This is a genomic window from Photorhabdus hindustanensis, assembly GCF_002968995.1.
Taxonomy (GTDB): Bacteria; Pseudomonadota; Gammaproteobacteria; order Enterobacterales; family Enterobacteriaceae; genus Photorhabdus; species Photorhabdus akhurstii.
Genome location: NZ_PUWT01000040.1, coordinates 1 through 25,296, shown reverse-complemented (window position 1 = coordinate 25,296; position 25,296 = coordinate 1). Strand labels below are relative to the sequence as shown.

25 protein-coding genes and 4 pseudogenes are annotated in these 25,296 nt (G+C 42.8%); 19 read left to right on the top strand and 10 right to left on the bottom strand.

Annotated features, from left to right (window positions below; genetic code table 11):
* Positions 1-9: 9 nt before the first annotated feature.
* Positions 10-2,538, bottom strand: a complete 2,529-nt coding sequence (gene mrcA, locus C6H66_RS15235; protein ID WP_105396017.1) for a peptidoglycan glycosyltransferase/peptidoglycan DD-transpeptidase MrcA — start codon at positions 2,536-2,538, stop codon at positions 10-12.
* Between the two features lie 119 nt (positions 2,539-2,657).
* Between mrcA and pilM the strand changes: the two genes are divergently transcribed.
* The 11 genes and pseudogenes from pilM (at position 2,658) to trpS (ending at position 12,119) form a co-directional block, all read left to right on the top strand.
* Positions 2,658-3,488, top strand: coding sequence for a pilus assembly protein PilM (pilM, locus tag C6H66_RS15230; RefSeq protein WP_105396016.1), 831 nt, complete (start codon positions 2,658-2,660; stop codon positions 3,486-3,488).
* Positions 3,488-4,042, top strand: coding sequence for a PilN domain-containing protein (locus tag C6H66_RS15225; RefSeq protein ID WP_046396759.1), 555 nt, complete (start codon positions 3,488-3,490; stop codon positions 4,040-4,042). The genes pilM and C6H66_RS15225 overlap by 1 nt, the downstream gene beginning before the upstream one ends.
* Complete coding sequence (locus tag C6H66_RS15220; RefSeq protein WP_105396015.1) at positions 4,029-4,574, top strand: hypothetical protein; 546 nt, start codon at positions 4,029-4,031, stop codon at positions 4,572-4,574. Before C6H66_RS15225 ends, C6H66_RS15220 begins: the two co-directional genes overlap by 14 nt.
* Positions 4,567-5,601, top strand: a complete 1,035-nt coding sequence (gene pilQ, locus C6H66_RS15215) for a type IV pilus secretin PilQ (protein WP_046396761.1) — start codon at positions 4,567-4,569, stop codon at positions 5,599-5,601. Before C6H66_RS15220 ends, pilQ begins: the two co-directional genes overlap by 8 nt.
* Positions 5,602-5,970: 369 nt before the next feature.
* A complete protein-coding gene (gene aroK / locus C6H66_RS15210; protein WP_036779445.1) occupies positions 5,971-6,492 on the top strand; it encodes a shikimate kinase AroK in 522 nt (173 codons plus the stop codon).
* Between the two features lie 47 nt (positions 6,493-6,539).
* On the top strand, positions 6,540-7,628 hold the full coding sequence (gene aroB, locus C6H66_RS15205; RefSeq protein WP_105396014.1) for a 3-dehydroquinate synthase: 1,089 nt from the start codon (positions 6,540-6,542) through the stop codon (positions 7,626-7,628).
* Positions 7,629-7,810: 182 nt separating this feature from the next.
* A complete protein-coding gene (locus C6H66_RS15200) occupies positions 7,811-8,746 on the top strand; it encodes an SPOR domain-containing protein (RefSeq protein WP_105396013.1) in 936 nt (311 codons plus the stop codon).
* Positions 8,747-8,833: 87 nt separating this feature from the next.
* A pseudogene (gene dam, locus C6H66_RS15195) lies at positions 8,834-9,643 on the top strand (adenine-specific DNA-methyltransferase); the annotation flags it as partial.
* A gap of 59 nt (positions 9,644-9,702) precedes the next feature.
* A complete protein-coding gene (gene rpe / locus C6H66_RS15190) occupies positions 9,703-10,383 on the top strand; it encodes a ribulose-phosphate 3-epimerase (protein ID WP_105396011.1) in 681 nt (226 codons plus the stop codon).
* Positions 10,373-11,077 (top strand): phosphoglycolate phosphatase, encoded by a 705-nt coding sequence (locus C6H66_RS15185; RefSeq protein WP_046396766.1) that lies wholly within the window; start codon positions 10,373-10,375, stop codon positions 11,075-11,077. The genes rpe and C6H66_RS15185 overlap by 11 nt, the downstream gene beginning before the upstream one ends.
* Before the next feature lie 4 nt (positions 11,078-11,081).
* Positions 11,082-12,119, top strand: coding sequence for a tryptophan--tRNA ligase (trpS, locus tag C6H66_RS15180; protein ID WP_046396767.1), 1,038 nt, complete (start codon positions 11,082-11,084; stop codon positions 12,117-12,119).
* Positions 12,120-12,382: 263 nt separating this feature from the next.
* Here the strand turns inward: trpS and C6H66_RS15175 are convergent, their stop codons facing one another.
* The gene (locus C6H66_RS15175; protein WP_146111055.1) at positions 12,383-12,568 is read right to left on the bottom strand and encodes a hypothetical protein; all 186 of its coding nucleotides are present in this window, start codon (positions 12,566-12,568) and stop codon (positions 12,383-12,385) included.
* Between the two features lie 249 nt (positions 12,569-12,817).
* Here C6H66_RS15175 and C6H66_RS15170 point away from each other — a divergent pair, with 249 nt between their 5' ends.
* From C6H66_RS15170 to C6H66_RS15155, 4 genes are read left to right on the top strand one after another with little or no spacing between them, the layout of a single operon-like run.
* Positions 12,818-13,111 (top strand): BufA1 family periplasmic bufferin-type metallophore, encoded by a 294-nt coding sequence (locus tag C6H66_RS15170; RefSeq protein ID WP_036779464.1) that lies wholly within the window; start codon positions 12,818-12,820, stop codon positions 13,109-13,111.
* A gap of 26 nt (positions 13,112-13,137) precedes the next feature.
* A complete protein-coding gene (bufB, locus tag C6H66_RS15165) occupies positions 13,138-14,049 on the top strand; it encodes an MNIO family bufferin maturase (RefSeq protein WP_105396010.1) in 912 nt (303 codons plus the stop codon).
* Positions 14,030-14,779, top strand: a complete 750-nt coding sequence (locus C6H66_RS15160; protein ID WP_105396009.1) for an HvfC/BufC N-terminal domain-containing protein — start codon at positions 14,030-14,032, stop codon at positions 14,777-14,779. Before bufB ends, C6H66_RS15160 begins: the two co-directional genes overlap by 20 nt.
* Position 14,780: 1 nt before the next feature.
* Positions 14,781-15,263, top strand: a complete 483-nt coding sequence (locus C6H66_RS15155; RefSeq protein WP_036812552.1) for a DoxX family protein — start codon at positions 14,781-14,783, stop codon at positions 15,261-15,263.
* A gap of 10 nt (positions 15,264-15,273) precedes the next feature.
* Here the strand turns inward: C6H66_RS15155 and C6H66_RS15150 are convergent, their stop codons facing one another.
* The 5 genes and pseudogenes from C6H66_RS15150 to sodA all read right to left on the bottom strand — a co-directional run bounded on the left by C6H66_RS15150 (position 15,274) and on the right by sodA (position 18,280).
* On the bottom strand, positions 15,274-15,474 hold the full coding sequence (locus C6H66_RS15150; RefSeq protein WP_105396008.1) for an anti-sigma factor family protein: 201 nt from the start codon (positions 15,472-15,474) through the stop codon (positions 15,274-15,276).
* On the bottom strand, positions 15,467-16,057 hold the full coding sequence (locus C6H66_RS15145) for an RNA polymerase factor sigma-70 (RefSeq protein WP_036779478.1): 591 nt from the start codon (positions 16,055-16,057) through the stop codon (positions 15,467-15,469). Before C6H66_RS15145 ends, C6H66_RS15150 begins: the two co-directional genes overlap by 8 nt.
* Positions 16,058-16,248: 191 nt before the next feature.
* Positions 16,249-16,433, bottom strand: a pseudogene (locus C6H66_RS27685) (hypothetical protein).
* Positions 16,434-16,863: 430 nt separating this feature from the next.
* Positions 16,864-17,535, bottom strand: a complete 672-nt coding sequence (gene yiiM / locus C6H66_RS15135) for a 6-hydroxyaminopurine reductase (RefSeq protein ID WP_105396007.1) — start codon at positions 17,533-17,535, stop codon at positions 16,864-16,866.
* Between the two features lie 118 nt (positions 17,536-17,653).
* Complete coding sequence (gene sodA / locus C6H66_RS15130; RefSeq protein ID WP_046396203.1) at positions 17,654-18,280, bottom strand: superoxide dismutase [Mn]; 627 nt, start codon at positions 18,278-18,280, stop codon at positions 17,654-17,656.
* A 374-nt stretch (positions 18,281-18,654) separates the two neighbouring features.
* Between sodA and acs the strand changes: the two genes are divergently transcribed.
* From acs to C6H66_RS15110, 4 genes are all read left to right on the top strand, one after another.
* Positions 18,655-20,610 (top strand): acetate--CoA ligase, encoded by a 1,956-nt coding sequence (gene acs / locus C6H66_RS15125; RefSeq protein ID WP_105396006.1) that lies wholly within the window; start codon positions 18,655-18,657, stop codon positions 20,608-20,610.
* Between the two features lie 63 nt (positions 20,611-20,673).
* Positions 20,674-20,985 (top strand): DUF485 domain-containing protein, encoded by a 312-nt coding sequence (locus C6H66_RS15120; RefSeq protein WP_036779490.1) that lies wholly within the window; start codon positions 20,674-20,676, stop codon positions 20,983-20,985.
* The gene (actP, locus tag C6H66_RS15115) at positions 20,982-22,631 is read left to right on the top strand and encodes a cation/acetate symporter ActP (protein WP_036779492.1); all 1,650 of its coding nucleotides are present in this window, start codon (positions 20,982-20,984) and stop codon (positions 22,629-22,631) included. Before C6H66_RS15120 ends, actP begins: the two co-directional genes overlap by 4 nt.
* Positions 22,632-22,784: 153 nt before the next feature.
* Positions 22,785-24,368 carry a phosphoethanolamine transferase family protein gene (locus C6H66_RS15110; RefSeq protein ID WP_040149920.1) on the top strand — a complete coding sequence of 528 codons (1,584 nt, stop codon included), beginning with the start codon at positions 22,785-22,787 and terminating at the stop codon, positions 24,366-24,368.
* 197 nt (positions 24,369-24,565) lie between these two features.
* Here C6H66_RS15110 and C6H66_RS27680 read toward each other — a convergent pair.
* From C6H66_RS27680 to C6H66_RS15100, 3 genes and pseudogenes are all read right to left on the bottom strand, one after another.
* Positions 24,566-24,823, bottom strand: a pseudogene (locus C6H66_RS27680) (transposase); the annotation flags it as partial.
* A pseudogene (locus tag C6H66_RS27675) lies at positions 24,823-25,034 on the bottom strand (helix-turn-helix domain-containing protein); the annotation flags it as partial. The pseudogenes C6H66_RS27675 and C6H66_RS27680, both read right to left, overlap by 1 nt.
* 75 nt (positions 25,035-25,109) lie before the next feature.
* On the bottom strand, positions 25,110-25,296 hold a 187-nt coding region (locus C6H66_RS15100), incomplete at its 5' end, for a transposase domain-containing protein (protein WP_146111054.1).

Sequence of the window (25,296 nt, the reverse complement as noted above, 5' to 3'; positions counted from 1 at the left end):
GTCTTATCCTCAGAATAATTCTTGGCTTTCACCATTCTCAATTAAAGTTGTGCCAACTTCTTGCACCGCACTCTCTGTAGGTTGAGTTCCGTCAATGAAGTATTCACTACGGGTATCCCCGCCTCCGCCAGCAAGTTTACCTGTCTTACGATCTATCACGACAGAAACAACCCCCGGAGGAGGTGTGACTTCTTTTTCAGGAACCCCCTCCAGTGCGATTTTCATAAAGTCATCCCAAATTGGCTGCGCACTCTTAGCGCCCGCTTCACCGCCACCGGCCGCGGTACGACCAAGGCTTCTGCGGTGGTCATCAAAACCAATCCAAACCGTGGTGACAATATCTGGCCCATAACCTGAGAACCAAGCATCTTTTGAACTGTTAGTTGTTCCAGTTTTGCCGCCGATATCACGACGTTTCAGATCGCGTGAGGCGCGCCACCCCGTACCTGACCAACCCGGCTCGCCAAAAATATTGCTATTCAAAGCATCATGGATCAAAAATGCCAACTGAGTACTGATAACATGAGGAGCATATTTTGGCGCATCTTCATGGCTATCAATTACCGGCGCTCTTTCCAATTCAGGTAACGGCAATATCTCTTGTTGTCTGACATGAGATTGAGCAACATTCTCAATTGAGTTTTCAGAAAGTTCGATTGAACGTACCGTATCCCCATAAATTACTGGAATATCACACTGCGGACATGCAATTTTAGGCTTAGCCTCAAATAGAATATCGCCATCTTCGTTTTCAATCTTAGTAATAAAGTAAGGATCAACTAGATAGCCGCCATTGGACATGACCGAATAGCCACGTACCATTTGCATTGGTGTAAATGATGGCGATCCCAAAGCCAGAGATTCTGTACGTACTATATTTTGTGCCGGGAAACCAAACCGTTGGAGGTAATCAGCAGCATAATCGACTCCCATTGCTCGCATTGCCCGAACCATCACGACATTCTTCGATTGCCCTAATCCCTGACGCAAACGGATTGGCCCAACATAAGTCGGTGGTGAGTTTTTCGGACGCCAGTCAGTACCGGCTCCAGCATCCCAACGACTAATGGGTAAGTCATTCAGCAATGAAGCCAATGTCAGCCCTTTATCCATCGCTGCGGTATAGAGAAATGGTTTGATATTGGAACCAATCTGACGTAACGACTGAGTGACACGGTTAAATTTACTCAAGTTGAAATCAAACCCACCGACTAGCGCCTTCACAGCACCATCATTTGGATCAATAGAGACCAAAGCCGCATTAACTTCCGGCACTTGTGCCAACCACCAAATATCCTTTACTTTCCGAACCCAAACCTGTTCACCAACCTGAACTACTTCATTCACACTACGAGGAACCGCCCCCTGTGCACTATCAGATCTGAACTTTCTGGCCCAACGGACACCCGCCATTGGCAATTCCGCACTACTGCCATCAGGCAACATCACTATCGCCTGATCACTACCCGCTCTGGTCACCACAGCCGGCATTAACGACCCATAATTTGCCAAGGTCTTAAGCTTCTTGACAATCTGTTCCCGATCCCAAGCAGGTTCGCCCACTTTCCACAAGATTTCCTGCGCTCCACGGTAGCCATGACGCACATCATAATCAATGAGGTTATTACGAACCGCATCCACAGCAGCCAACTGAAGTTTACGCGTAATCGTGGTGTAAACTTTATAACCGTCGGTGTAAGCATTCTCACCATAACGCTCAATCATCTCCTGACGCACCATCTCGGACAAATAGGGCGCGGAGAAAGCAATCTGGGGCGCATGGTAATTAGCGACCAACTTTTCACTTCTGGCTTGATTATATTGCTGCTGAGTAATATAGCCCTCATTGAGCATACGGCTCAGAACCACATTCCGGCGGTTAATCGCCCGACTGTACGAATAAAGCGGGTTAAATGTAGAAGGCGCCTTTGGCAAACCGGCAATCATGGCTATTTCACTCAATGTCAACTCTTTGACACTCTTACCAAAATAGACTTGAGCCGCCGCCCCGACACCATAAGCCCGGTAACCAAGGTAAATTTTATTGAGATAGAGTTCGAGGATCTCATCCTTATTCAGCAATTGCTCAATCCTGATGGCCAGAAAAACTTCCTTGATTTTACGCATCAACGTCTTCTCAGGAGTGAGAAAGAAATTTCTCGCCAGTTGCTGAGTAATGGTGCTTGCCCCTTGTGATGCATGGCCTGAACTCATTGCGACAGATGCTGCCCGGATGATCCCCACAGGGTCAACCCCGTGATGCTCATAAAAACGACTATCCTCCGTTGCAATGAACGCCTTCACCATAATGGGTGGAATTTCGGACAGCTCAAGAGGCATACGGCGTTTTTCACCATATTGGGCAATAAGCTCGCCATCCGCACTGAACACCTGCATTGGTGTCTGTAATCGAACATCCTTTAATGTCGCCACATCAGGTAACTGAGGCTCGATATATTTGTACATACCAAAAATCGAGGCCGTTCCCAGAAAAATGCAACTCACGACAAAGACTAGAAAATACTTTACGAACTTCACCTGAAATTTCCCATGCCACGTTAGTCGGGTGGTTTATAAACAATCGGCGCGTAGTATAAAGGTTACACAGCACCTTGAATATGGTCTTTTATTAAAATTACTGATATGGAGATCGATAGATGTATTCACCAAAATGGTATGTCGGATTGGACATCCAAAATGGCGCCCTCCGCGCCGTCGCAGCTATAAAACGCCGAGATGGCTGGCAGCTTCGCCACTGCTGGCAATATCTTTTATCTGATGCGGTTATGCCAGAAGGCCGTTTACAACGGCCAGAAATATTATGTGACATTTTAAATCAATGGCGCCAAGAATTACCTAAAAAAATCAGTTTCAGACTCGCCCTGCCTGTACAACAAACATTGCAGAAGAGTCTGATTTTACCTCCAGATATCAACCTTAAAGAGCCGGAACAAAGCTGGTTTATCAACGCCAGCGCCGAGAAACAATTTCCCTTTAACACCCGAGAACTGGCGCTGGATTACCGTATCATTGAACAAAACGCCTACATCAGCGCCGCCCGCCAGAAAGATCTCAACCTCTGGCTACAATGTCTTGCACAAGCAGGAATATTTCCAGACGCCATTGATATTGCTCCCTGCGCCCTACGCTATATAGCGCAATACGCCGGCGTTCCCGCTGATAGTTGGTTGCTACACAGGCAACAATCCGGCTGGTTATGGGTATCTCCTGCCAATGCCCCCTTCGCTTATGATTTGGTATCAGCAAATACGGCTGCTTCTCCACAACAGATTATCCGTCAATTATCTGCCTCATCTATGGCTGAACAACCGGTTTACTACAGTAGCTACCAACAAGAAGACCTACCTGAAGGAACTGACTCTTGGGATATGTTGACAGCATTTCGTCACTATCAACCACCACTGCCAATTCAACTGATGGAATATGTGATAGCCGGTGGTTTAGCACTCAGACCGGATGATAAGTAATGATGTATCAGGTTAATTTTCTACCTTGGCGCCAAACCCGGCTAAAACATCGTTATCGTTGGTGGGCGATTTTTCTTCTATTGCAACTGATGTTGTGGCTGACAGTGCTCGTCTGGATGTTACTAAAACAACAGGAAACGATTAATCAGCATCAAAGGCAATTACAACAACTCAGCCAGCAACAATTACATTTGCAACAACAGATAACTCAGACAGAGGAAGCGATCAATCTTCACAACAAACTGACCTATAAATTAAAACAGCAACAAACGTGGCTGAAACAGAACCAACAACATTGGCAATTATTTAATGAATTACCTGAATTATTACCGGAAGGAAGTTGGTTAACTGCTTTCGATGATCAGGAAGGTCAATTAAAACTGGTTGCTAATAGTCTGGATTATTCCAGTATGACGTCTCTACTGGATAATCTTGAAAACAACAGGCAATTGTCTGAAATTCAACTAAAAAAGATGACCACCACCGAACAACAAATCAGACAATTTATTATTGACGCTAACTGGCAGACGGAGATAGTCAATGATAAAAAGTGACTACCTATGGTGGTTTGCCAAACCAACCTGGCTACTCTTTATCTGGCAGCAAACTATCATTATATCATTTCTGATTCTGTTTTATCTTTTCTTCTGGCAAGAAAGAGCTGAACAGAGAAGTAGTCTGACAGAAAAAATAGCAGTTCAACAAATCAATACCAAAGCAACCAATGAACGACTAAATCAGCTACCGCTATTGGAAGATATACAACAACATATCAATCAAATAGAAAATGAAATCAGTAAGCCGCGACAAAATGAGGTAAAAATTACCGCAATAAAACAGCTGCAACAGCCATTGATAAATTCTGGCGCACAAGTTCTTGAGTGGCAACGTAAAAAAGAAGGGGAAAAAACGCTCTGGCAAATCACAATTTATTTGAACTACGAACAGATGCTGAGTTTTCTTGAAGCGTTACAAACGTTACATCCACCGCTGCTGATTAAACAGCTTTCCATTTCGCCATCAGGTGAATCCCTAAACGTCAAAATCACCCTGTCAGAAACCTCACATGAGGAGTTTTATGACTAAAAAATTTATTCTGCTTATCCTTTTTCTGCCTGCTATTGTTGTTGCAGAAATAAGAAATCCTTTTGCACCCCCGATGATAGAGACAGAAGAGCAATCGGTTGAGTTATTTGATCAATCAGTCAATGAGACCGAAATTCAGTCCCTCTCAACCGTATTACACTATGCAGACGCAGAAAAAATTGCGCTAAATCTCAAGCAAAATAGACCCGCACTGATAACAAAAGAGGGTAAAGTTGATTTTGATCCTGAAACTAATAGTCTGATTTTACAGGATACCCCCATCGCCATCGCACAGATAAAAAGTTGGCTGAAAGAGATAGATACACCACAACAGCAAGTGCAAATTACGGCACATATCGTGACCAGCAGCAGGGAAGCACTACATGAACTCGGCATTTACTGGGGCATGCCGATCGGAGAACCGATTAATGCAACAACAGGTATAAACCGCCTCAATATTAACCAATCAGCCAGCGACAACATGCATCGATTTGCGTTCAATATTGCCCGCATTCACACCAGTTTACTGGAAATGGAACTCAGTGCCTTAGAGCAAGAAAACCAACTAGATATTATCGCTAGTCCAAGATTAACCGCCTCACATCAACAGCTAGCCAGCATCAAGCAAGGCTCTGATATTCCCTACGTCAGCCAAGAAAAAGAGAAAAGTACCGTGCAATTTAAAGAAGCCGTACTAGGAATGGAAGTTACCCCCCATATACTGAGAAAAAATAAAATCAGACTCTCTCTGAAAATCAGCCAAAACATGCCAGGGATCTCAATCAGTCAAGGAGGAGGTGAGAATTTAACCATCGACAAACAGGAAATAATAACTCAAGTTACTGTAAAGAATGGTGAAACACTTATTCTCGGTGGAATTTTTCAACAGAAAAAAGGCGAGCAAACCCAAAAGGTACCTTATCTATCAGACATCCCATTGCTCGGTTCACTATTTAACCAAAAAGGCCATAAACACAGCCGACGCGAGTTAGTCATATTTATTACTCCTCAACTGATGGACATTTGATCAAAAATAAAAATATAACCATTATATCAGTAAGTTGGATATAGAAAACTTAACTATTCCGTATGATGATACGCAGATTTTTCCAACTAATCTTGTTTATAGATTTGACGCTGAGTCCGATTTAGCATACAAGAGTTAGCTAATTGAGTGGTCGGGTTTAACATCACAATAATCAGCCAATGAAACCAGAGCTTTCGTTACAAAAAGCTCATCATTGATTTATATAGTTGCAAAACTGGCTGATGTACTGAGATAATTTTGTTATCTGATCTCACATTACCGCTCATGAGGTTTCAGTTTAGGTCCCGCTGCTGATTTGATTAGCGGGGCGGGTTATCATTAACGAATAGTCTTAGTAATACCAAAAACATGGCAGAGAAACGTAATATCTTTCTGGTTGGGCCTATGGGTGCCGGCAAAAGCACTATTGGTCGTCAGTTAGCTCAGCAACTCAATATGGAGTTTTATGACTCCGATCAAGAAATTGAGCGACGTACCGGAGCTGACGTGGGCTGGGTATTCGACGTGGAAGGCGAAGAAGGCTTCCGCGAGCGCGAAGAAAAAGTGATTAACGAACTCACTGAAAAACAAGGCATTGTACTGGCGACTGGCGGAGGTTCTGTGAAATCCAGAGAAACCCGTAATCGTCTGTCTGCCCGTGGTGTCGTGGTCTACTTGGAAACCACCATTGAAAAACAGTTAGCACGCACCCAGCGCGATAAAAAACGCCCCTTACTTCAAGTCGATGCACCAGCACGCGAAGTTTTAGAAAATTTAGCAAGCGAACGTAACCCTCTATATGAGGAAATTGCTGACGTCACTATCCGTACCGATGAACAGAGCGCTAAAGTTGTCGCTAACCAAATCATTGAGTTACTGGAAAAGAACTGATTCAAGCAAGTCTGTACAGCGATAAATAATTAAGGCGAAGGTTGCTTATGGAAAAGATCACTGTCACTTTAGGGGAACGTAGTTACCCAATTACCATTGCAAAAGGGTTATTTGATGATCCTTCTGCTTTTGCACCACTAAAAGCAGGCCAGCAGGTTATGCTGGTAACAAATCAAACCCTAGCTCCGCTGTATTTGGCAAAAGTAAAAGCCGCCTTGCAGCAAACTGGGATTTGGGTAGATGAAGTGATTCTACCTGATGGTGAACAGTACAAATCTCTTTCCGTATTAAATGACGTATTTTCTGCTTTGCTGGAAAATAACCACAGCCGGGACACAACACTTATCGCTCTCGGTGGCGGCGTAATCGGTGATTTAACTGGTTTTGCCGCTGCCTGTTATCAACGTGGCGTCCGTTTTATTCAAATGCCTACCACCCTTCTTGCTCAAGTTGATTCCTCTGTCGGAGGAAAAACCGCAGTAAACCATCCCCTCGGCAAGAATATGATAGGCGCATTCTATCAACCCGCCTCTGTAATGATCGATCTCAACTGCCTGCAAACGCTTCCAGCCCGCGAACTCTCTTCCGGTCTGGCTGAGGTCATTAAGTACGGTATCATTCTCGACAGCGCATTTTTTAGCTGGCTTGAAGATAATATGGGTAAACTCCTGGCTCTCGATACCCAAGCAATGGCTTACTGCATCCGTCATTGCTGCGAATTGAAAGCTGAAGTTGTCGCAGCAGATGAGAAAGAATTGAGTGGCTTGCGTGCCCTGTTGAACCTTGGTCACACCTTTGGTCACGCCATCGAAACAGAAATGGGATATGGTGTCTGGTTACATGGAGAAGCAGTTGCCGCAGGAATGGTCATGGCAGCAAGAACAGCTCAACTTGCTGATAACTTCTCCGAACAGGATACTCAACGCATTATCCGATTGTTGGAACGGGCAAATCTGCCTGTACACGGGCCACAAAACATGCCGCCAGAAGCCTATCTCCCACATATGATGCGAGATAAGAAAGTTATAGCAGGTAAATTACGGCTGGTTCTTCCAACAAAAATAGGTAAAGCTGATCTCCGCTCAGATATTGAACACAATTGTGTTATTGACGCTATTCGTCAGTGCTTACCATGAAAATGTGTAAATTTTAAGTAAGTTGTATGCTTATGGCATTAAATTAAATGTTTTTTTGCATACATCTGATTGTTGTGTCATAAAATAACAATTCTATCAGACAAATTTCTATCTTAGTTAAGTCAGCCGGCCGGACTGGCTTCAATTGCAATTGGCAGTATTGGCTCTGTTTGGAGGGCTATATGGACGAATTCAAATCAGAAAATGAACAAAGAGCAGCTCAAAGAGTAGACAGTGAGTTTAGGCCAGATACCTCAGATCGCCGTCCTTCACGCTCGCGTCAGCCATTAAACAAACCTAAATTTGCGATTTCACGTCAGCAAATGATGCTCGGCATTGGTATTTTAGTGCTGGTACTGCTGATTATTGCTATCAGTTCTGCTTTAAAAGCCCCAACTGAGCATGAAAAACAGCAATCGCCAAATGTTGCCGAGAAGAATATTGATTTATCCGGTTCATCGTCCAACAACGATAACAATCAATCCATAACATCAGAGAGTAACACCACAAATACAATTAACAGGCCACAGGAAATCCATGTTCCTCCTGTTAGTGGTACTGCAACTCAACCTCATCAGCCTCAAACCAACAATGGCGAAACCCAAAATCAGCGCATTGAATTACCAGGAAATATTCCTGATGCACTGACTCAACAACAAAGTAATATAAATCACGCAGTGCAAAATCTGAATCAAGCCCAACAACAGACAGTAACACCGCCGCCAGTGATACAGCAGAAATCGGAAAATATCCGTCCACTGAAATCAGAAACACCGGCTAAATCAAAACCATCGACAAATCATGCTAGCAGTAAAAACCATGTGGTCAGCGGCACCAGTAGTGATTTATCGAAAACCCCGGCAAACCATTACACTTTACAATTAAGTAGTGCCAGCCGCTCAGATACACTGACCGCTTTTGCTAAAAAGCATGATCTTACTCATTACAAAGTTTATGAAACTAAACGTAATGGAAAAGTTTGGTTTGTTTTAATTCATGGAGACTACCGTTCCGTTTCTGAAGCTAAACAGGCTGTTTCATCTCTACCGGCCGAGATTCAGGCGAAAAAACCTTGGGTCAGAACGATGCAGCAAGTGCAACAAGACCTAAGAAAATAAAACAATATTTATTAGGCGCTGATATGCTGTCCTAAACAGAGTACAATCTGCGGCTCTGGAATGATTGAGTACTTATTGACAGCATGAAAAAAAAAACGCGCTTTCTTAAAATGGGCCGGTGGAAAATACCCGTTGGTAGATGACATCAAACGTCATCTGCCAGCCGGTAGTTGTCTGATAGAGCCATTTGTTGGCGCAGGTTCTGTCTTTTTGAACACAGACTACGATTCTTATATCCTCGCTGATATCAACAGTGACCTGATTAACCTGTACAACACAGTAAAACTCAGGGCTAATGAGTTTATCGTCCACACACGACCTCTGTTTACCCAAGAATACAATACAGCCGAACACTTTTATCAGTTACGGGAGCAATTTAACCAAAGCACGGACCCGTTCTATCGCAGCGTGTTATTTCTTTACCTCAATCGTCATTGTTACAACGGCCTCTGTCGTTATAATTCTCATGGTAAATTTAACGTACCTTTTGGCCGTTATAAAAAGCCCTACTTTCCTGAAGAAGAATTACACTGGTTTGCTGAAAAAGCCCAAAATGCGACTTTTATCTGCGAGCACTATCAATACACGTTGAACAAAGCACATAAAGGCTCAGTTATCTATTGCGATCCTCCCTATGCTCCTTTGTCAGCAACAGCGAACTTTACGGCGTATCACACTAATAGTTTTAACATTGCAGATCAGGAAAATCTGGCAAATATTGCATTTAAGTTATCATCAGAACGTGCAATTCCTGTTTTGATATCCAACCACGATACGCCAATGACACGAAAATGGTACTATCAAGCTTCACTTCATATTGTCAAAGCACGTCGTACTATCAGCAGGAATATCCTTGCCCGCAGTAAGGTAGACGAACTTTTGGCATTATATCGCTGATTTATCCACCCCCTTTTGCCAGGCAATTAAGGGATGATAGAAACGATTTGGAGAAGATAATGAAAGATTTTCTGATTGCCCCATCCATTTTATCTGCAAATTTTGCGCGACTGGGTGAAGATACCGCTAAGGTGCTGGCAGCAGGGGCTGACGTTGTTCACTTTGATGTTATGGACAACCATTATGTCCCTAACCTGACTATTGGGCCTATGGTCTGCCAGGCTCTGCGGGATTATGGCATTACTGCACCAATCGATGTCCATTTGATGGTAAAACCGGTTGACCGCATTATCCCTGATTTTGCCAAAGCAGGGGCTACTTACATTACCTTCCACCCAGAAACCAGTGAGCATATTGACCGCAGCCTACAACTCATTAAAGAGCATGGCTGCAAAGCCGGTTTGGTGTTCAATCCTGCAACGTCTCTGAGTTACCTTGATTATGTCCTGGATAAATTAGATGTCATTCTATTGATGTCGGTAAATCCTGGTTTCGGCGGCCAATCTTTCATCCCTGGAACACTAGAGAAACTGCGTCAGGTTCGTAAAATCATTGATGAAAGCGGTTATGATATTCGTCTTGAGGTAGACGGTGGTATTAAAGCTAGCAATATTGCCGCGGCGGCAACTGCGGGGGCAGATATGTTTGTTGCTGGCTCAGCCATTTTCGGTCAACCAGATTACAAAACTGTTATTGATAATATGCGTAGTGAATTGTCAAAGGTATCTCATGGCAAGTAAGGTATTAACAGGTATTCGTGCTATCGCCTTTGATCTAGACGGCACACTGGTAGACAGCGCCGGTGGTTTGGCTGATGCCTTGGATCAAGCGCTGTTAACCAAAGGTTTTCCTGCTGCGGGAAAAGAACGGGTTGCTGCCTGGGTAGGTAATGGCGCAGATATTATGGTGGAACGGGCGTTGACATGGGCCAACGTCAAATTGACCGCTCAACTGCATAAAGAAACCCGTGAGTTGTTTGACCGTTTCTATGAAACAACTGTAACAACAGGCAGTCAGTTATTCCCGGAAGTCAAAGTTACATTGGCTGAACTGGCAAAACACAACTTACCAATGGGTATCATCACCAATAAACCAACACCTTTCATTGCTCCTCTACTGGCTTCTTTAGGCATTAGTGAGTATTTTTCATTAGTGTTAGGTGGTGATGATGTTAAAGAGAAAAAGCCACATCCGGCACCTATTTATTTAACAATGGGCACATTCGGACTGCGTAAGGAAGAACTGCTCTTTGTCGGTGATTCCCGTAATGATATTTTGGCGGCACAAGCGGCAGGTTGCCCTTGTGTTGGTTTAACTTATGGATATAACTACGGTGAATCTATCGCATTAAGCAATCCAGATTGCATACTAACGGATTTTTCGGATCTGCTATCCACAATTGGACTCCCATCTTTGAAACTTCAGGAAGCATAATAAAATGAATGAACCCACTGTATCTGAAACACTAAACTCCCAAAAACCTATTGTATTCAGCGGCGCACAACCTTCCGGTGAATTAACCATCGGTAACTACATGGGAGCGTTACGCCAGTGGGTTAAAATGCAGGATGATTACGACTGCATCTATTGCATTGTTGACCAACATGCAATCACAGTCCGCCAGGACCCAAAAGAGTTGAGAAAACGCACTCTGGATACACTGGCGCTCTACCTGGCTTGTGGCATCGACCCGGAGAAAAGTACTATTTTTGTCCAATCTCATGTCCCACAACACACCCAATTAAGCTGGGTTCTGAACTGCTACACCTATTTCGGTGAACTCAGCCGTATGACTCAGTTTAAAGACAAATCAGCTCGTCATGCCGAAAATATCAATGCAGGCTTATTTGACTATCCAGTACTGATGGCAGCGGATATCTTGGTATACCAAACAAACCAAGTTCCAGTAGGTATCGATCAGAAACAACATCTTGAATTGAGCCGTGATATCGCTCAACGATTTAATGCCATCTATGGCGATACCTTCGCTATACCAGAGCCGTTTATCCCAACCGGTGGCGCCCGAGTTATGGCTCTTCAAGACCCAGAAAAGAAAATGTCCAAGTCAGATGATAATCGCAACAACGTTATCGCTTTGCTGGAAGATCCAAAATCAGCCGCTAAAAAGATAAAACGCGCCGTCACAGATTCAGAAGAGCCACCCCGTGTTCGCTACGATCTGGAACAAAAGCCGGGGGTTTCCAACTTATTAGATATCCTCGCGGGTGTTACTGGCAAAACCATTCCTGAACTAGAAGCAGAATTTGAAGGCCAAATGTATGGTCATTTAAAAAGTGCTGTTGCTGATGCCGTTTCCGGTATGTTGACTGAGTTACAAGAGCGTTTCCATCATTTCCGTAACGATGAAGTACTGCTGAATAAAATCATGGCGGAAGGTGCAGCGAAGGCAAAAGCCCGCGCCCAGATTACGCTGGATAAAGTATACGAAGCTGTTGGCTTTATTGCCCACCCTTAAATCGATAAAATGTGCACGTTCACTACGTGCACATTTCAAGCCACAGAAAAACCTATTTAAAAAACGAGGAGTGTTTTTGCATCATCAATGGTGAAAAGTCTGATAGTTTAATCTGACAGAAAAGCAATACGATTAAACAGATTAAAAACAGCGTAAAGCAAGCTTAAACTGACCTATTTAAGGTATTCCGATTTTTCATATTCGATTATTTAACTGGTTTATCAAAAAGTTTATTCCGCGGTTGAAAATATTATTAAAACGGTTCATTTTCCATTAATAGTTTTATGACGGGCATATTTTAAACCATTATTAAAGGCCGTTGTTTTACCTTCTAGTTTTAATCGGTATAAGGTTTTGACCGTTGTTTTTACCACTTTTAACACCTGCTTTTTATTAGGTTTAATCGGAAGTTTTTTGGCATCTTGATACAGATGTACTATGACGACCACAACCACCCCGCTTTCACGCCTACTACAATGAACATACGGAAAACATCCCAAAATAAGCCTATTTATTGTACAGATCGATATCTAATTCAAAAAAATAAGTCATTAAAAATCAGTTAATTATAAAAAAATCATTTTTTTCTCATATTCACTGTAAGAAATTAATGTGTGGTGCGACTAATGGAGTGAAGCAAATGCTCGTTTAAGCGAAGCAGTAATTCACCTTCTACACCAATATAAAAGGAACGTTCTATGACTAAACAAACGACAAAAGCATTACTGGCTCTGGCCTTAGGTAGCGCGCTGATTACGGTAGGCACTTCAGCAATGGCGGATTCCGGCAGCAAAATGGAGAAATGCTATGGCGTTTCTCTGAAAGGGAAAAACGACTGTAAAGCAGGTGCAGGCACCACCTGTGCTGGTACCTCAAAAAAGGATTATCAAGGTAACGCCTGGAAAATGGTACCGGCGGGTTCCTGCGTAAAAATGAAGTCTCCGACCTCCCCGACCGGTTTTGGTCAACTGGACGCGTTTAAAGAAGTGTAATTCCAACATCAGGCAGGAGCTATACGATGACAATTTCTTTACCCTCACACAGCGTCTCTCGTGATGCTCCTGACTGCCTCATGCTAAATAAGCTCCCGGCCAGAACAGGGATTGGGTTAAAGCCGGAGCATTTTCGCGCTATCCTGCGCGATAAACCCGACATTGGTTTTTTTGAAATTCACGCGGAAAATTATCTGGTTGCGGGTGGTCCGTTTCACCAGGCACTGACCGCCATTCGCCAGGATTATCCGCTCTCTATTCATGGCGTGGGCCTCTCCATCGGCGGAGAAAATCCTCTGAATCAGACCCATTTACAACGTGTTGCTGCGCTGGTTGAACGCTACCAGCCAGCTGTTTTTTCTGAACACCTTGCCTGGTCAACGCACAACGATCTATTTCTCAATGATCTGCTGCCGCTGCCTTATACCGATGTCACGCTAACGCAGGTCTGCGAACACATCGATCAGGTACAGAATGCGCTGCGTCGTCCCATTCTGCTGGAAAACCCGTCCACCTATGTCGAGTTCAGTGCCTCAACCATGAGCGAGACTGACTTTATCTCCGAGGTGATACGCCGCACCGGATGCGGACTACTACTGGACGTGAATAACCTCTATATCAGTGGCATCAACCATAATCGCTGCCCACGGCAGATGCTATTCGAGCTGCCACTTCACCGTGTCGGTGAGATTCATCTGGCGGGCTATACGGAAAGCCGCGATGGAGCAAACGACCGGCTGCTGATTGATTCGCACGACAGCCATGTGACCGGGCCTGTCTGGGATCTCTATAACAAGACCCTACGTGAAACGGGGCCGATCGCCACCCTGCTCGAATGGGACAGCAATATTCCACCATTAGATGTGTTGCTGAACGAAGCCAGCCATGCCCAGCGTTACATTACGGAGAGCACGAAAAATGCAACAACAACTGTATAAAGCCCTCCTTAACCCCGACCTCATGGTGCCAGAAGGGCTGACAGCTTGGAACGGTAGCGATCCAGCGGTACGTTTTGCGGTTTATCGTAATAATGTCATAACGTCGCTGATCGACGCACTGGCCGAAAACTGCCCCGTCCTTGTCGCCCAACTTGGAGAGGGCTTTTTCCGTGCGATGGCGGCGGAGTTTATACGTCAACAACCGCCTTCTTCTCCTGTTTTGGCAGGCTATGGCGCTAAATTGCCGGACTGGATTGCGACGTTTCAGCCGTTGGCAGACTGGCCTTGGCTGAGTGATCTCACCCGGCTGGAAATGTTGTTTATTGAATCGCTGCACGCGGCAGACCCTACCGAACAGACAACAGAAGCAGCTCCCGTTGACGATCCCGCACAGTTGCGGATGGTGCTCCATCCTTCGGTACGGCTTTTCAGTTCAGATTATGCTGTCTTCAGCCTGTGGGCCTCACACCAACAAAGTGAAAACGAGATGGCGCTGGACCCATTCCAGCCGGAACATATGCTGCTGTGCCGCGTTGCCGACGACGTGCGAATAATGTTGATCAGCCGTGCGGAAATGCAGTTTGTCGCCATGCTCCAGTCCGGTCGGTGCCTTGCCGAAGCCCTGGAGATTGCCGCCGGAGAGGAGGCAACTTTTGAGCCTCAATCGATTTTACAACGTATGCAGCACTACGAACTGATCCTTTCTCTATATAGCAACACGGAGCGCTAAGATGGCATTACTCAAAACATTAGTGTTAAAAGGGCAACACATTGCGCAGGAAAGTGTTATCCCCCTTCTGGCACGCATTAGCCTTGCCGCAACATTCTGGCTGTCGGGCCAAAGCAAAGTGGTGGGATTAAACATAGATATTCTGGAAACACGTACACCCTGGCAATTAGGTATCCCGCGCGTTACCGACAGCTCCGTGTCGCTCTTTACCAACGAATACAAGCTTCCTCTGCTACCACCCGATGTTGCTGCCGTCATGGCCGCAACCGCAGAACACTTGTTTCCGCTGCTGCTGATTGTCGGATTAGCGACACGCTTCTCCGCGCTAGCATTAATGGTGATGACGCTGGTGATTCAAATATTTGTTTATCCAGATGCCTGGCCTGTTCACGCTACCTGGCTGACAGCTCAGTTGTATCTGGTGATGTATGGCGGTGGGAGGTTTTCCCTTGATCGCCTGATTTACCGCCATCGTACCACCTGATTCCCCTTCCCTACGTTACTTTATTTTGATTCTCGTTTTCGCCACGAGTGAATGCGGAAGTGATAGTGCGCAGGTCGGCAAGCTGTTGTCTGACGTTTCGGCACCCGCCGCATATTCGCAAATGCAGCATTAGCTGAACATGTTGGGAAAACACGATTTTTTCATCCAGCGCCTGAGACATCAGGCGCGTAGCTTGATAACAACTAAGCATATTTACCCTCCTGGGAAAACCAACGTTGTGACAAACATTCGCGTAAACGCATACGCGCACGCCAGAGCATCACATTCAGGTTGCTGACAGAAAGCGCCATTTCCTGACAGATCTCCTGAGTTTCAAGGCCAATAAATTCGCGCATCATAAATGCCCGGGCGTTTTGCGTTGGCAACTGCGTCAAACAAAGCTCGAAAACCGTCCAGAACTGCTCCTGCTCGACCGCTTCATCCGGTAAATGCCAGCGCTGTGGATGCTCATTTCTCGGCCAGTGACCAGATTCATCAAACAGCGCTTCGAAATTTTGCTCATCAACATCATCAGTCAATTGCACGTTGCTGTGCCGATAACGCATACGCAAGGCATCCGAGATTTTGTTGCGCAGGATCGTAAACACCCAACTCTTCCAAGCGGCTCGTCCGGCAAAAGAAGCGGCATTCTTCATCGCCCCTTCCAACGCCTCTTGGACAACATCTTCCGCCTGATGAAAATCATTCAACTGCAAGCTGGCAAACTGCAACATCTGTTTATGCAGCATGGAAAAAAACTGCGGATCCCGCAGCAGATTACTGATATCGGACATCGTGGTTTCTATCTCAACAGGATTGTTCGGGATAACCGGGTATTACGAAACACTATTTTGGTGGAATCGCTTAAATTCACCCACATGACCTAGGGGCTGTTTGGAAAACGGGGTAATTCTAAATTAAATCTGTTTTTTGTACAGCAGAGAAAAAGCCTTTTCCCCAGATACGCCTGTTTTTTTGCTCAACCTCAGTGAATCCATTTACGCACAGTATCATAGGCTTTCTCATCCTCACGTTTACCAACAACAATAACCTATATCACGATTTCTTCATCAATCACTTGATAAATCAACCGAAAACCAGATGTGCGTAACTTTATTTTAAAAAACCTGCCAGATTACCGTTTAAACGAGCAATTTTTGCAAATCTAATGGTTTTTCCATTTTCATTAAACTGATACTTAAGTTTTCTCGTTTTTCCTCTATTTGATTTATTTTAAGTTTAAAACCAAAAAGGATAATAGATATGCTAATAGTATTAAAATCAAAACCAATTTATTTAATGGTTTTAATACTGTTAAATGTTTTTATTCTTTTTTCGCTGTAATCTGGTTAATCTAAAAGACTATCGGCTTTTCTTAACTACTATTTTATCATTTTCAGATAACGCATTTAAATAAGAGAGTTTTATATAACCATTTGTTTTTAAATGGTATAGAAAAGATAATCCATATGATTTAACCTGATAAATCGGACTTAGAAAAGTCAATAAAAAACACTAAATCGCAAGGTTAATAAAGGAATAAAAACAACGTTAAAAACCAGCAATCTAAAATGTGCACGTTCATCACGTGCACATTTTATTATTTTCCGAATAACCTACGGTTAAAATCCTCAATCTTTCCAAACATCACCCGCTTTTGCATAGTCAGGCTCCAACTAGCAGATAAGCCAGCGGCACTCATCAGCCGACGATATTGCTCCTCGTCAAATGGCATATTAAAAGCAATAGCTATCGCTTCCTTAATTAAAACATCACTATTACGGGAAACAAGAACAAGAGGCTCATCTGGGCTGACATTTCCTGTGGAAATAATTCTATAAAGCCAGCCACAACGGCCACTCTCCTGCATAATGGCAGAAAAATTGCTGATACCAGAATGACAGTTAAGTTTGTAACAAGGCGAACGAGGCTGAGTTACCTGAATCATTGCCCCACCCCAACTGAAAATGTCACCAATACAAACATTTTCTTCAGTCAACCCCGTTGTGGAAATATTTTCACCAAACGCTGGAGCAATAAAAAAATCTTCTTGATCAGGAAATTGATGTTTCCAGAAATCATAGTGTTCACGAGGATAATGACAAAGTGCACGATCAGGGCCACCGTGGAAACGGGTCTCAGCCTGCTCATCACCTTCCAATCCTAGAGAAGTCAGACTCAGACTACCATCAACCATTCGTTTATTAATTGCGCTAGCAGAAAGTTTTCCTGATATTTCAATTTTACCCGTATATACCTGCGGACAATACATAATTCACTTTCCTTATTGAAATCAGTCTGACATCACCATCATAAACCAACATTCAACCAATAAAAATGCCGGCAGTCATATCAGCCGGCATAGCAGAAAAGAGAAATTATTCAGCTAGTTATTTCACTTTTTCCTGATAACGTGTTGCTGCTTCATCCCAGTTAACAACGTTCCAGAACGCTTTAATATAGTCAGGACGACGGTTTTGGTACTGTAAGTAATAAGCATGTTCCCAAACATCCAGACCAATAATCGGATAACCAGATGCACCAGAAATAGCTTCACCCATTAATGGGCTATCCTGGTTAGCAGTCGATACAACCGCCAGCTTGCCATCATCTTTCAGTACTAGCCAAGCCCAACCAGAACCAAAACGGGTAGCCGCTGCCTGCTCAAATTTCTCTTTAAAAGAATCTATGCTACCGAAATCACGTTCAATAGCTTCTTTCAATGAGCCTTGCAGAGTTGTACCTAATTTCAGACCTTTCCAAAACAAGCTATGGTTAGCGTGTCCACCAGCATTGTTACGTACAAAAGTACGTTTATCAGCAGGTATTTTATCTAATTGCTGAATCAGATCATCAATATCCAGTCCCGCTAGCTCAGGAAAAGCTTCCAAGGCACTATTGGTATTATTGACGTAAGTCTGATGATGCTTGGTATGGTGAATTTCCATCGTCTGCTTATCAAAATGAGGTTCCAGAGCTTCATAAGAATAAGGAAGAGAAGGTAATGAATAGCTCATATCATGTACTCCAGTCATATAAGAATGGTTCAAAGTCCACACCTTGTGAACAACGTGATCATTATAGTTAATTAAATATTATTGGAAATGTTTATCAATACCATATTCTCATTATGGTTTTATTATATGACTGTGTTTCAGCAACTTACCAGTCAATTTATCTATATTTAACATTATTATTGGATTAGGATTTTGAATTACTATTTTTGGTTAGCAATTAAACCTAAATAAACCCGCCACACTAAATGACGATTACGTGAAAAATATTCTTTTTATTGCGTGATCTTCCGCGCAAAAAAAAAAACAAAAATTCTCTTTACACTTTAGTTAACTTTGATTTGACATAATATTAACATTCGTAAGGAGAATATTATATGACCAAAATAATGAAGCACCCTATTCCTGCCTCCATCGCAGAACATGCCCTGATGAATAAACAACAATATCAACAAGATTATCAATTATCGTTGCAAGATCCCGAAAGGTTCTGGGGTGAGAAAGGCAAAATTATTGACTGGATTAAGCCTTACACCAAGGTAAAAAATACCTCTTTTGATCCTGGACATATCAATATCCGCTGGTTTGAAGATGGGACACTAAACTTAAGCGCAAATTGTCTCGATCGTCATCTAAAAGAACGTGGCGATCAAACCGCTATTATCTGGGAAGGTGATGATCCAACAGAATCCAAAGCAATAACCTATCGTGAATTACACCATGATGTATGTCAGTTTGCCAATGTATTAAAAAATCTGGGTATTAAAAAAGGCGATGTTGTTGCTATTTACATGCCGATGGTGCCAGAAGCAGCGGTTGCCATGTTGGCATGTGCCCGCATTGGTGCTATTCACTCTGTTATTTTCGCCGGTTTTTCTCCCGACGCCGTATCCGGGCGCATCATCGATTCAAACACAAAATTGGTCATTACCGCCGATGAAGGATTGAGAGCCGGACGCACTATTCCCCTGAAAAAGAATGTTGACGACGCATTAAATAATGCAGCCGTTGTCAGTGTATCCAATGTGATCGTTTTTAAACGTACTGGAAATATTAGTCACTGGCAATCTGGCCGTGACCTTTGGTGGCATGAATTGGTCGCAGACGCGAGTGCTGACTGTCCAGTTGAAGAGATAAATGCAGAAGACCCGCTATTTATTCTCTATACCTCAGGCTCTACCGGTAAACCTAAAGGTGTATTGCACACCACTGGAGGTTACCTTGTATATGCATCTCTGACATTTAAATATGTATTCGACTATCAGCCGGGGGAAGTCTATTGGTGCACAGCAGATGTGGGATGGGTTACCGGGCATAGCTACCTGCTCTACGGTCCCCTTTCCTGCGGCGCTATCACTCTAATGTTTGAAGGCGTACCAAACTATCCTGCGGTTAACCGTCTGAGTCAGGTTATTGATAAACATCAGGTCAATATCCTGTACACAGCACCTACAGCGATTCGTGCCCTGATGGCTGAAGGCGACAAAGCGATTGAAGGAACAAAACGTACTTCTCTGCGTATTATGGGATCAGTTGGCGAGCCGATTAACCCGGAAGCTTGGGAATGGTATTACCAGAAAATTGGTAACAGCAATTGCCCGATTGTCGATACCTGGTGGCAAACAGAAACTGGTGGCTTCATGATCACACCACTGCCGGGCGCAACCGAACTAAAAGCAGGTTCCGCAACGCTACCTTTCTTTGGCGTTCAGCCTGCATTGGTTGATAATCTTGGTGAACTACTAGAAGGGGTTTGTGAAGGAAATTTGGTTATTACCGATTCCTGGCCAGGACAAGCACGCTCACTATTTGGCGATCATGACCGTTTCGAACAAACCTATTTCTCTACCTTTAAGGGAATGTATTTCAGTGGCGATGGTGCACGCCGTGATGAAGATGGCTACTATTGGATAACTGGCCGTGTTGATGACGTGTTGAATATTTCCGGCCACCGTTTAGGTACTGCTGAAATTGAATCTGCTTTGGTCTCTCATCCTAAAATTGCAGAAGCTGCTGTCGTAGGTACCCCGCATAACATTAAAGGGCAAGCAATTTACGCTTATGTCACCTTAAATCACGGTGAAGAGCCCTCTCCAGAACTCTATACAGAAGTCCGTAATTGGGTACGTAAAGAAATCGGCCCGATTGCTACACCAGATATCCTACACTGGACAGACTCCTTACCAAAAACCCGCTCAGGAAAAATTATGCGCCGTATTCTGCGCAAAATAGCCTCCGGCGATACCAGCAATCTAGGAGACATTTCAACACTAGCAGATCCAGGCGTAGTAGAAAAATTGTTGGAAGAAAAACAAACAATGAGAATTTCGTAACAGATCATGCCGCCGTAAGGCGGCTGTAATCAAAATATAATAAATATAAGAGGATATATTCCGATGAATGACGATATTTACCAAGGGATCGAAAATAACCCTCGTTTTAAAGAATTGGTTGAAAAGCGAGGACGTTTTGCATGGTTGCTATCAATAATCACATTAATTCTGTATGTCGGTTTTATTTTTCTCATTGCATTTTCACCCGAATGGCTAGGTACTCCCCTTTATAATGATTCCAGTATTACCCGTGGAATACCGGTTGGTATTGGTTTAATTATTATTTCATTCATCTTAACCGGCTTATATGTCATCAGAGCCAATAGCGAGTTTGATCACCTTACCTCACAAATTCTCAGTGAGGTAAAGAAATGAAAAAGTTCCTGCTATTAGCAATAATGCTATTTCCTCATCTCACCTGGGCTAATGCAATCTCTGAAACCGGAGAAAGGCAACCTGTCAACGTTCAAGCTATTATCATGTTTGTCCTGTTTGTTGGTTTTACACTCTATATCACTTACTGGGCCTCAAAAAAAACACGCTCCCGTAGTGATTACTACACGGCGGGTGGACGTATTACAGGTTTTCAAAATGGAATGGCAATTGCGGGAGATTTTATGTCCGCAGCATCATTCCTTGGTATTTCCGCTTTAGTCTATACCTCTGGTTATGATGGACTAATTTACTCTATCGGCTTCCTGATTGGCTGGCCTATTATCCTATTTCTGATTGCCGAAAGATTAAGAAACCTTGGACGCTATACTTTTGCCGATGTCGCTTCTTACCGGTTACAGCAACGTCCAATCCGTACGTTATCTGCAATTGGTTCGCTGTTTGTTGTCGCTCTTTATCTTATCGCTCAAATGGTTGGGGCAGGTAAACTTATCGAATTGCTTTTTGGACTCAATTACCATGTAGCGGTCGTATTGGTTGGCATCCTGATGGTACTTTATGTTCTATTTGGCGGTATGCTAGCAACGACTTGGGTACAAATTATCAAAGCTATCCTATTACTAGCTGGCGCCACCTTTATGGCGCTTATGGTCATGAAAACAGTAAACTTCAATTTCAATACGTTATTCAAAGAAGCTGTTGCTGTTCACTCAAAAGGTGAAGCTATCATGAGTCCAGGAGGGTTGGTATCTGACCCAATATCCGCACTTTCTCTCGGTCTGGCATTGATGTTTGGTACTGCTGGTTTACCTCATATTATTATGCGTTTCTTTACTGTAAGTGATGCGAAAGAAGCACGAAAAAGTGTTTTCTATGCTACTGGCTTTATTGGCTATTTTTACATTCTGACTTTTATTATCGGCTTCGGTGCTATTTTACTGGTTAGTCCAAACCCTTCCTTTAAAGATGCTACCGGCGCGCTCATTGGTGGGACTAACATGGCAGCCGTTCACCTCGCTAATGCAGTTGGAGGCAACTTGTTCCTGGGGTTCATCTCTGCTGTCGCCTTTGCCACAATTCTAGCCGTTGTTGCGGGGCTAACGCTGGCTGGCGCATCAGCGGTATCACATGACCTATATGCAAACGCCATTAAACGCGGTAAAACCAATGAACGAGATGAACTGAGAGTATCAAAAATAACAGTTGTGATACTTGGGTTTATCGCAATCGGATTAGGTATTTTATTTGAAAACCAGAATATAGCCTTCATGGTTGGATTGGCATTTTCTATTGCTGCAAGCTGTAACTTCCCAATTATTCTTTTATCTATGTACTGGCGTAAACTCACTACCCGTGGTGCCTTAGCTGGGGGTTGGCTAGGATTAATTACAGCGGTGGTTTTGATGATTCTCGGCCCAACAATCTGGGTCAGCATTCTCGGTCACGAGAGACCAATCTATCCTTATGAATATCCAGCATTATTTTCAATGATTATCGCTTTTATTGGCTCATGGCTATTTTCTATCACCGATAATTCACAACAAGGTATGCAGGAAAGAGAACAATTTAGAATCCAGTTTATTCGATCACAAACAGGACTCGGTATCGCACAAGGAAAAACACATTAGTTACGTTTTTATGTCCAACCTCTCCTTCGGGAGAGGTATTTTCATTAGAAGTCACCTGAATTCAGAGCTATTTCACAAGTTAACCTCTTGTTTTAATCACAGGTTAATGATTAACTCTTTTATTTCAATTTATTAATTAAACTATTAATCTGTATGCGAAATAAATCTCCGATTATTATTATTTTGATTCTCTCTTTACTACCGATAATTTTCACTAGCGATTTAGCCGGTGAGTATAAGTTAAAAATAATATTACTGAGTTTCTTGCTAGCAAGTGTTAACGCATTCTTTTATTGTTATAAATATCTTAAACCATTGGTTTTACTTATTTCTCTATTGTGGTCGCTTAATATATCCACATCTTTTTTCTTCTTTAATGAACACCAGATAAGCTTTTCTTCAACTATTGCCAATACTTTTATTAATACAAATAGCAACGAAGCTGTAGGTATGTTGTCCTACAATAAATACTATGTGCTTTTCTTTATTTTCATGTTGTTAATATATTTTTTGTCTATTAGATGGCTATCCAAAAATATAGACAAAAAATTACTCAAATCCAGTTTATGGGCTTTTATTTTTGTCTGCCTATTAGTGCCTGTTGACTACTATATCTCAGGAAAGAAATATTCAGATGATATTATTCTATCAGAACACTTTCTAATGGGAACACCATTCTATAACTCATCAGCAATGGTAAAAGCAATATATGAAAATCAACAAATTAAAAATATTTCTTCTGTTAATGTGAATTTTAATTACATAAAAGAAGATAAAGATATTGATATTTACATATTGCTGATAGGAGAATCAGTAAGAAGAGATCATATGTCTCTGTACGGTTATAACAAAACCACAACACCGACATTAGACACAATGCAGAGAAATATGTTGATATTCAATCAAGCTATTTCCCCAGCTCCAGTTACTATATTATCCTTACCTATTTCGCTTTCTAATATTACTCTATATCAGCTCAGAAATAAGGTTCATTATGCCGACAATATTATATCTTTAGCTAAAGATGCAGGTTTTAGGACAACTTGGATAAGTAATCAAGGAAGATCAGGTAAAAGCAATAGCCTGATTACAGTTATTGCTAATATGGCTGAAAGCCAAAAATGGAATGAATATATTGGATACGATGAAGAGTTACTACCCTATCTAGATGATGCACTAAAACAGAAAGGTAAAAAATTTATTATTATGCATATCTACGGCAGTCATGAGCCATCCTGTAACCGATTTCCCGAAAATAAACTAATATCTTTCTCATCGAACGAAGATGATAATTGCTATGACAGCTCAATAATTTATACTGATCATCTAATAGAGAAAATCATTAATAAAATCAAAGATTATAAAGCATCTATTCTCTATTTTTCAGATCATGGATTACAACGCTTAGATAAAAACGGTGACATTCGTTATCACCACGGAGTTAGTCATCCTCGAAAAGAGGCTTATAATATCCCCTTATTTATTTGGTATAACGATAATGTTGATCCAAAATATCGTCATACTGGTGTAATAAATACCCCTTTCTCAACTTCAGATAATTATTACCTTATCAGTGATTGGCTAGGTATTTATCATAAATTTCCAGAATACTGCCGTTCACCATTAAGCAATTGTTTCAAATCACAGAAAGAGCTAATGGTGATCGATGGTAATAAAAACCTGATGAAATATAGCGAACTTTCTGATGAGAAAGATATTAAAGCTTTAGGTAAATGATTTGGATTCCAATATCCAAGTATCATATACAATACATGGCTGACTTGAATGAAAATAATATGTTTACATTTTCTTATACCCATAAATACACTATTTATGGTTAATATCATGGCTAAGGTAGTCATGAGAATACACATAGAAGTAGTAACCAGGCAACAATATATACCCGCTTAACTTGAAGATGCAGGATTCAGAACCTAGAAGTTGTCATTAATACGGCACGACAGGTTCCCGGCAAGTTCCGGTAATATTTCCGTAAAAAAGCGATGTATTGCCTGCCTGAACAAGGTCGTCGAGGCGAAATAATGGTTATTTCTGACTTGTTCATTCATCACCTTCCATAGCCTTTCTATCGGGTTCAGATTCAGGCTGTATGGCGGTAAATAACGAAAGTCGATATTCATCACATAAGCCCAGTCTTTCACCAGCTCACTCCGGTGGTAACCGGCTCCGTTTCGGGCTTAAGTTTGCGGTGATTAAGGTAATCGCTGATATGACGATTAACGGTCGCTTCATGAAAATGCAGGGCCTGAGCGATCATCACTGAATCCAGCCCTCAGAGGCCAGCAGGACCGCTTTGATGCGATCACACTCTCTTTTATCACAGCAGATGTGATGGAGGTGTTCAAGTTCGGCTTTTTGTTCATCGGTAATGAAGATTTTCATGACTGATACCATGACCTCATTTGTAATGTTCCGGTGGACTCACCTTGCGTTGTCAGATAACAACAAAATGGGATGTTAACGGAAGGGATTCTCAGGCCAGGGCAGCAGCTCATTCAACCGATTGTTCGGCCAGACAGGCAGCCGGCTGAGGACATCACGTAACCAGACCCAGGGCTCATGTCCGTTGGCCTGAGCGGTTTCCAATAGGCTCATTATCATGGCCGCCCGTTGTCCCGCGGGCAGGGAACCCGCAAAAAGCCAG